Here is an 8,096-nt window from a genome sequence, read left to right as displayed (position 1 = left end):
GTATCAGGGCAATGAGTTCTGGGACTTCAGCCTGGTGGATCCGGACAATCGGCGACCGGTTGATTTCACCGTCCGCCAGCAAGCATTGCATACGCCGGTGGACACTCGACAGTTGCTGCACAACTGGCGTGACGGGCGCATCAAACAGGCGTTGATCGCCCACACGTTGGCGTTACGCGCGCGATACCCGCAACTGTTTCAGCGGGGCCGTTATCAAGCGTTGCAGGTGGTGGGCAGCCAGGCTGGGCGGGTATTGGCTTTCGCCCGCGAACTCAACGGCCAACGGGCGATTGTGCTGGTGCCGGTGCGAGTTGCGTCGCTGCTGGAAAGCAGTGCCACACCGCAAGTACCTGCCCTGCTCTGGGGCGATACCCGGGTCAAACTGCCGTTCACTGCCGCCGAAGAAAAGCTGAAGGGACTTTTTACAACAGGTGCAGTCACACACCACAAGGAATTGCTGATCAGCGCCGCGCTGGGAGATTTCCCGGTCAATCTGTTTATCCAGACTTGAGCTCAACTCAGGAGCATTGCGATGAGTACCGATGACAAACGCATTCGTGAATTTGCCTATCTGATCTGGGAGTCCGAGGGGAAACCCGAAGGCCAGGAGACGCGCCACTGGGAGATGGCGTGCAAGCTGGCAGAAGCCGAAGCCCTGGCCCCGACCAAACCTGCCCGAACCGCCAAACCCAATAGCGGCAAAACCAACAGCAGCAAAACCGCAGCCAGCAAGCCCCCGGCGACCAAGCCTAAAACCAAAGCCGCCACAACCGCCAAGGTGGTAACGCCACCGGGTGAAAAGCCGGTGACCGCAAAAAAGCCTCGAGCACCGCRCAAGCCAGCCGGTTGAGAGTGCCAGGCTCTGATTGACCGCGTGGCGAGCAGATTCGCCACTTCGGGGTTGGCTCGGCGTTGAGAAACCAGCAATGCCGGCGCCGACACCCAAGCCCAATTGCAGGAGCAATGATGACCACGCCAAAAAAAACCGCGCCAGCACCTCACGTCGAGGCCTCGCGAATCCGTGAAGGCTTGCCCTTCCCGCTCGGTGCGACCTGGGATGGTCTGGGGGTCAACTTCGCGATATTTTCGGCTAACGCCACCAAGGTCGAACTGTGTTTGTTCGACGACGCCGGTGAAGTCGAGCTCGAACGTATCGAACTGCCGGAATACACCGACGAAATCTTTCACGGCTATTTGCCGGACGCTCATCCGGGGCAGATCTATGGCTACCGGGTTTATGGGCCTTACGACCCGCAAAACGGTCACCGCTTCAACCACCATAAATTGCTGATCGACCCCTACGCCAAACAGTTGGTGGGGAAATTGAAGTGGTCCGAAGCCTTGTTCGGCTACACCATCGGCCACCCCGACGCCGACCTCAGTTTCGATGAACGCGACAGTGCGCCCTTCGTGCCCAAGTGCAAGGTCATCGACCCGGCGCACACTTGGGGCCATGACCATCGGGTCAATGTGCCGTGGGATCGAACGATCATTTATGAAGCTCACGTACGCGGCATCAGCATGTGTCACCCGTCCGTCCCGCAAGCGCTGCGCGGGACCTTCGCCGGGTTGATGGTCGATGACCTGTTGGAGCACATCCGCAAACTGGGCGTGTCGTCGGTGGAGCTGATGCCGATACACGCCTTCGTTAATGACCAGCACCTGCTGCACAAGGGCAGGACCTGAGCCACCCCTGTGTATTGCAAATGGTCACCGATTCGCTGCGTTACTGGGCCACCGAAATGCATGTCGACGGGTTCCGCTTCGACCTGGCGACCATCCTCGGGCGTTACCACGACGGTTTCGACGAGCGTCACAGCTTCCTCGTTGCCTGCCGCCAGGACCCGATCCTGCGTCAGGTAAAACTGATCGCCGAGCCTTGGGACATTGGCCCTGGTGGCTATCAGGTCGGCCATTTTCCGCCAGGCTGGGTCGAGTGGAACGACCGCTTCCGCGACACCGTACGCGCCTTCTGGAAAGGTGATGACGGCCAGCTCGCCGACTTCGCCGCGCGCATGACGGCATCGGGGGAGATGTTCAATCAACGCGGCCGCCGTCCCTACGCCTCGATGAACTTCGTCACCGCCCATGACGGCTTCACCTTGAATGACCTGGTCTCCTACAACGAAAAACACAACGAAGCCAACGACGAAGAAAACCAGGACGGTAGTAATCACAACCTGTCCTGGAATCACGGCGTTGAGGGCCCCACCGACGATCCCGAGATCAATGCGCTGCGCCAGCGGCAACTGCGTAACTTCTTCGCCACCCTGCTGCTGGCCCAAGGCACACCGATGCTGGTGGCCGGTGACGAATTTGCCCGAACCCAGCACGGCAACAACAACGCCTACTGTCAGGACAGCGAAATTGGCTGGGTCAACTGGGACCTGAGCGAAGACGGCAAGGCCTTGCTCAAATTCGTCAAACGCCTGATCAAGCTGCGCCTGGCCTATCCGATTCTGCGGCGCGGACGCTTTCTGGTGGGCAATTACAACGAGGATATTGGCGTCAAGGACGTCACCTGGCTGGCACCCGACGGCAGCGAAATGTCCACCGAACAATGGCAGGATAGCCACGGGCGATGCCTGGGCATGCTGCTCGATGGACGCGCCCAGGAAACCGGAATCCGTCGCAAAGGCGCCGACGCCACCTTGCTGCTGGTGGTTAACGCTCATCACGACATTGTCAATTTCCTGCTACCGGAAGTGCCTGACGGCGGATTCTGGACCTGCATGATTGACACCAACCAACCCTCGATTCAGGGCCAGGAGCGGTTCGACTTCAATCATCAGTATTCGGTAACCGGACGCTCATTGCTGCTGTTCGAGTTGCAGCATGAGGAGCAAGACTGATACGCAACTGCCAGCCTCATCGGCAGCGCTTTAGCAAGCCACTTCATAAAAAAACGCTCCTCAGGGCGGTGACGAGGCGACGAATGGTGATCTATGAGCAATACTCTGCTCGCAGCAATCCAGGGTTTGGAGCGCTGTGCCCTGTGATCATCCGGCCGCAAGGGGTCTGCGCCGGAGTGTTCAGCCTGCCGTAATACGTGTGACGGCACACCAGAACAAGGACGTATCGCCATGAAATCCAGCACCCTCGTCGACAGTAGTTTGCCTGTGCAGATCTGGAACACTGCCCRTCAACTGGACAATATTCCCGTCATCAGCACATCCACCCTTATCCCAGCAGGCGCTCGCGCGGTGGTGATCGCCCCGCATCCGGGTGATGAAGTCGTGACCTGCGGTGGCCTGCTGCAGCTATTCGCCACCCTTGGCCACCCCCTGCAATTGATCTCGATCACCGATGGCAGCGCCAGTCATCCAGGCTCGAACCTCTGGTCGGAGAAGCGCCTGAGTGTGTTCCGCCCACAGGAAAGCGTCGAAGCCCTGCGTCGCCTCGGTTTGCCCATGCATAGCCTGAAATGGATTCGCGGCGGTTTCACCGACAACGGGCTGGCCGAGCGTGAACTCCAATTGACACAATTCATCGCACGCTACCTGCGAGCGGGAGATGTAGTGTTCAGTACCTGGAGCGAGGACGGCATCATCGACCATGACACGGTAGGTCGAGCCACCGCAAAAGCCGCCCTTATGGTGGGCGCGAGTTTCAATGAAGTGCCGGTCTGGGCCTGGCACTGGCCCGCACGCGATCATGGGCTGATTCCCTGGCACCGTGCCCGCAAGGTTCGCCTCGACACCTGGACCGTCGCACGTAAATGCCATGCCACCCATGCGTACGCCAGCCAGCTGAACGGTGAACCGGAGATCGGCATCGCGCCGATGCTGCCCAGGGCGATCCTGGCGCGAATGCGTCAACCCTATGAAATCATTTTTGTATGACCGCGAAAGAGGTGATGCGTTGGCGCTGTTCAAAATGCTGATTTACAGGCCAATGCACCCGTCGCCCCCAATAAACAACAACTTAGATAATTACTAAATATCAGTCAGTTGCAGAGCCTAAATTAGACATACCACTCATCGTTCAATTTCTTGACGCAACGCCAACGGTCTTCTTAGCTAAACGTTACTACCCCCGGAAATACCTCCTGGGGCACGCCTTGAAAACCCGCTGAAGCGGGGCGGAGGGGTTTGCCTCAATGAAATCGGTCGCCCCTCATTCGGGGTAGGAGAGACGCCAATTAGAAATATGGCATGCKATTGCAAGGTAGCCCTCCATGAACACCTCCTTCATCCAACACGAGATCAAAATCACTCTGTACACCGTTTCCACTTCGTTGTTGCTGTGCACATCCATGGAGATTCAGGCGTCCTCTGCCGAGGACGAGGCGATACCCTGGTATCAGCAAGATGTCCCGGCGCTCAACCTCCCGACGCCTGATAGGGGTAACAGCATCCGCTATATCCGCAATCCCGGCCTTGATAATCAGTTGCTGACAGTCGAGCAAGCCGCTCCTTCTGCCTGGGATCGGGTTTATGGCCAGCCTGCCAGGAGCGCAGAGCGCGACGTCCTCAGCTCACCGTTTTCCGGCATGAGCGGTTCCGAGCTCAAGGCCCCGGCGTTGATTACCCTGCAAAGCAGCGGCGGCAGCACTCAGCGCGTTGGCCTGATGGGCGGTACAAACCAGTTTCAGGGCAATGGCAATGGCCTGTTGGCCAGCTCTGCCATTGTCGACCCGAACAACACCCTCAACGTGCAAGGCCCCAATCTTGGCGCCTATTGGAGCCTGACCGGCGCAAACGGCTGGCACGTGGATTTGACCGCCAGCGGTGGTCGGGTCAATGGCTACAGCCTCAATGACCAGGGCCAGCGCCAAGCCGCTGAAGGCACCGCCATGACCCTTTCGGTGCAAGGCGGGTTCCCCATCGGCATCAGCGAAAACTGGATAATCGAACCCCAGGCGGAACTGATCAACCAGCGTATTAGCCTGGCCACCCCGTATGCCGGTAGCGCCAATGCCTCATCCACCGACCTGACGTCCTGGAGCGGCAGGGTCGGTGCAAGCTTGAAAGGCAGTTACGCCATCAAGGGCCTGCCGATCGAACCCTATGTTCGTACCAATTTCTGGCATACGGTCAATACCTCCGACACTGTGACCCTCGGTCAGGTCGACAAGCTCAGCAGCAGCCGGAACGCGTCCTCGATCGAATTGGGACTGGGCCTGGTGGCTAGAGTCACACCCACTGTCAGCCTGTATGTCAGCGGCGATTACAACAGCGCGACCGTCAACAACGACTTGTATGGATTGATCGGCAGCCTCGGGGTGCGGATGCGTTGGTGACTGTCAGGGAGATTTGCGAACCGTAGGCGCACGGCTTGCCAGCGATGGCAGCCGTAAGATCGCCATCGCCGGCAAGCCGTGCGCCCACCGGTCGCGCGCAAAACAGCGCTGATTCAGGCTCTGCACGGCAAAAAACCTGAATATCCCCCAAACCAGCCCACAAAACCCAAAAAATCCCTGATCGCCGTTAGTCTCCACCCCCTGCGATGGATTAAAGTAACGCCCCCAGCCCTGGCGTTATTCGAACGCCTTTGCTCACCCTCTCCAGGAACAGTCATCGATGGAACATCGTGAAGCGCTGCTTGCGCTGCGAACCTTTCTTTCAACGCAGATTCTCGGCCAGGAAAAACTCATCGAGCGGTTGCTCATCGCTCTGCTCGCTGACGGCCACATGCTGGTCGAAGGCGCCCCTGGCCTGGCCAAGACCAAGGCCATCAAAGAGCTTGCCGAAGGTATCGAAGCACAATTCCATCGCATCCAGTTCACCCCCGACCTGCTGCCTGCCGACATCACCGGTACCGAAATCTACCGCCCGGAAACCGGCAGTTTCGTGTTCCAGCAGGGACCGATCTTCCATAACCTGGTACTGGCCGACGAAATCAACCGGGCACCGGCCAAGGTCCAGTCGGCCTTGCTCGAAGCCATGGGCGAGCGGCAGGTCAGCGTGGGCCGCAGCACGTATGAGCTGTCGCCGCTGTTTCTGGTCATGGCGACCCAAAACCCGATCGAGCAGGAAGGCACCTACCCACTGCCTGAAGCCCAGCTCGACCGTTTCCTGATGCACGTCAAAATCGGTTTCCCGGACGCGGCCGTCGAGCGGCGCATCCTGCAACAGGCCCGCGGTGAAGCGCTGCATGGCGAAACCAAGCCCGAGCGGCGGATCAGCCAGCAGGCGATATTTGCTGCACGCAAGGAGATCCTTGGTTTGTACATGGCCGACGCCGTGGAGGAATACCTGGTGCAGCTGGTCATGGCGACCCGTACGCCGGGCAAGTTCGACCCGGAAATGTCCGAGTGGATTGCCTATGGCGCCAGCCCGCGTGGCTCCATCGCCCTCGACCGCTGCGCCCGTGCTCACGCCTGGCTGGCCGGTCGCGACTTCGTCAGCCCCGAAGACATTCAAGCGGTGCTGTTCGACGTGTTGCGCCATCGCATCATTCTTTCCTTCGAAGCCGAAGCCGCTGGCATTGACCAGGACCGCGTGGTCCAGCGGATTCTCGACGTCGTTGCCGTCGCTTGACCCCGATGACCAAGCCGCTTGCGCCCGAACCGGGTATCCGTGTCAGCCTCTCCGAGCTGATCGAGATGCGCCATCGCGTGCGCGAAGTGCAGTTGTTTTCCACGCCGAGCCAGCGCAGCCCGCTGATTGGCCTGCACCACTCCAAACTGCGCGGGCGTGGCGTGGACTTCGATCAGGTGCRGGTCTATCAGGCCGGCGATGATGTGCGAACCATCGACTGGCGCGTCACCGCACGCACCCAGGAACCGCACACCAAGCTGTTTCACGAAGAGCGCGAACGGCCGATTTTCATCATGGTCGAGCAAAGTCGCCGCTTGTTCTTCGGCTCGGGGCTGATGTTCAAATCGGTGTTGGCCGCACAAGCCGCGAGCCTGATCGGATGGGCTGCACTGGGACACAACGACCGCGTTGGCGGGCTGGTGTACGGTGACAACGAGCACTACGAAATCAAACCCCGGCGCAGCAAGCAAAGCCTGCTGCAACTGCTCAACCGCATGGTACGTGTCAACCAGTCCCTCACGACCGAAAGCGAGCCGGATCGCGACAGCCTGGGCATGGCCTTGCGCCGCGCTCGCGAAGTACTGCGCCCCGGGAGCCTGGTGATCGTGATCTGCGACGAGCGCGCCTTGTCCGAAGGCGCCGAGCAGCAACTGAGCCTGCTGTCGCGCCACTGTGACTTGCTGTTGCTGCCGGTCTCCGACCCTCTGGACCACGCCCTGCCCGCTGCCGGTTTACTGCGTTTCGCCGAGCGAGGGGCGCAACTTGAACTCGATACGCTGAACGTCGACCTGCGCCAAAGTTATCGCGCCCAGGCTGAAGCCCGTATCGCCCACTGGGAATTGCTGGCGCAGAAACTGCGCGTGCTGTTAATGCCGCTGAGCACTCAAAGCGAAATGGTCGAACAATTGCGTGAGTACCTGAACCCGAAACGTCCGGGCAAAAGCCAATGAACAGCCTCGATCAACTGCAACCCCTGATGACTCCGCCGCCCATCGAGTTCTGGCCGCCGGCACCGGGCTGGTGGCTGCTATTGGTGCTGCTGCCACTGATCGGCTTTGGCCTGTGGCAACTGCGTCGCTTTATTCCCGTCAAGCGCTCTATCGTGCGCGCCGAACAGCCGTTGGACCCGGTGCGTCTGGCGGCGTTGGCGGAACTGGCGCAGATGCCCAAACCCTATGACGGTGCGCCCGCCGGTGCCTGGTTGCAGCAACTCAACGGGCTGCTCAAGCGTCTGTGCCGCAACCATTACCCCTACAGCCAGAGCCACACCCTGAACGGTCGTAAATGGCTGGCGTTTCTCGACAACCGGTGCCCGGCCGCCGGCCTGACACGCTGGATGATTCTGGTTGAAGGCGCTTACAAACCGGAATGCAAACTCGACGACAAGGCCATCGCCGGCCTGACACAAGCCGTCGACACCTGGATTCGCAAGCATGTTTGAGTTCGCCTGGCCATGGATCTTCGCCCTGCTGCCACTGCCGTGGCTGATGCGGGTTGTGCTGCCGGTCGCTGACAGCGGCGAACCGGCGCTCAAGGTCAGCTTTCTGTCCGACCTTGAAGGCCTGGCCCGGCGTCGTGCGCGTGCCAACCTGCCGACCTGGCGCCAGCAAGCAC

The 8,096-nt window shown here is 60.0% G+C and carries 6 protein-coding genes and 3 pseudogenes; all 9 read left to right on the top strand.

The window, feature by feature from the left end:
* Positions 1-511, top strand: a pseudogene (locus AC1DH9_RS18700) (malto-oligosyltrehalose synthase); the annotation flags it as partial.
* Between the two features lie 21 nt (positions 512-532).
* On the top strand, positions 533-850 hold the full coding sequence (locus AC1DH9_RS18695) for a DUF2934 domain-containing protein (RefSeq protein WP_477808561.1): 318 nt from the start codon (positions 533-535) through the stop codon (positions 848-850).
* A gap of 116 nt (positions 851-966) precedes the next feature.
* Positions 967-2,852: pseudogene (locus tag AC1DH9_RS18690) on the top strand (glycogen debranching protein).
* 231 nt (positions 2,853-3,083) lie between these two features.
* Complete coding sequence (locus AC1DH9_RS18685; RefSeq protein WP_477808560.1) at positions 3,084-3,842, top strand: PIG-L deacetylase family protein; 759 nt, start codon at positions 3,084-3,086, stop codon at positions 3,840-3,842.
* Between the two features lie 335 nt (positions 3,843-4,177).
* Positions 4,178-5,242 carry an autotransporter domain-containing protein gene (locus AC1DH9_RS18680; protein ID WP_427537476.1) on the top strand — a complete coding sequence of 355 codons (1,065 nt, stop codon included), beginning with the start codon at positions 4,178-4,180 and terminating at the stop codon, positions 5,240-5,242.
* A 280-nt stretch (positions 5,243-5,522) separates the two neighbouring features.
* A complete protein-coding gene (locus AC1DH9_RS18675; RefSeq protein ID WP_019690591.1) occupies positions 5,523-6,482 on the top strand; it encodes an AAA family ATPase in 960 nt (319 codons plus the stop codon).
* A gap of 5 nt (positions 6,483-6,487) precedes the next feature.
* Positions 6,488-7,432 carry a DUF58 domain-containing protein gene (locus tag AC1DH9_RS18670; RefSeq protein ID WP_477808559.1) on the top strand — a complete coding sequence of 315 codons (945 nt, stop codon included), beginning with the start codon at positions 6,488-6,490 and terminating at the stop codon, positions 7,430-7,432.
* A complete protein-coding gene (locus tag AC1DH9_RS18665) occupies positions 7,429-7,923 on the top strand; it encodes a DUF4381 domain-containing protein (RefSeq protein WP_054597167.1) in 495 nt (164 codons plus the stop codon). Before AC1DH9_RS18670 ends, AC1DH9_RS18665 begins: the two co-directional genes overlap by 4 nt.
* Positions 7,916-8,096, top strand: a pseudogene (locus AC1DH9_RS18660) (BatB protein); the annotation flags it as partial. The gene AC1DH9_RS18665 and the pseudogene AC1DH9_RS18660, both read left to right, overlap by 8 nt.

The sequence above is a fragment of the Pseudomonas sp. 05T35 genome (assembly GCF_056396605.1).
The sequence above is the reverse complement of the archived record's forward strand: the minus strand, read 5'-3'. Positions and strand labels throughout refer to the sequence as shown.

Excerpts from the sequence above, each read along its gene's own strand:
- AC1DH9_RS18680 (WP_427537476.1), top strand. The coding sequence starts at position 4,178 with ATGAACACCTCCTTCATCCAACACGAGATCAAAATCACTCTGTACACC.
- AC1DH9_RS18675 (WP_019690591.1), top strand. The coding sequence starts at position 5,523 with ATGGAACATCGTGAAGCGCTGCTTGCGCTGCGAACCTTTCTTTCAACG.
- AC1DH9_RS18665 (WP_054597167.1), top strand. The coding sequence starts at position 7,429 with ATGAACAGCCTCGATCAACTGCAACCCCTGATGACTCCGCCGCCCATC.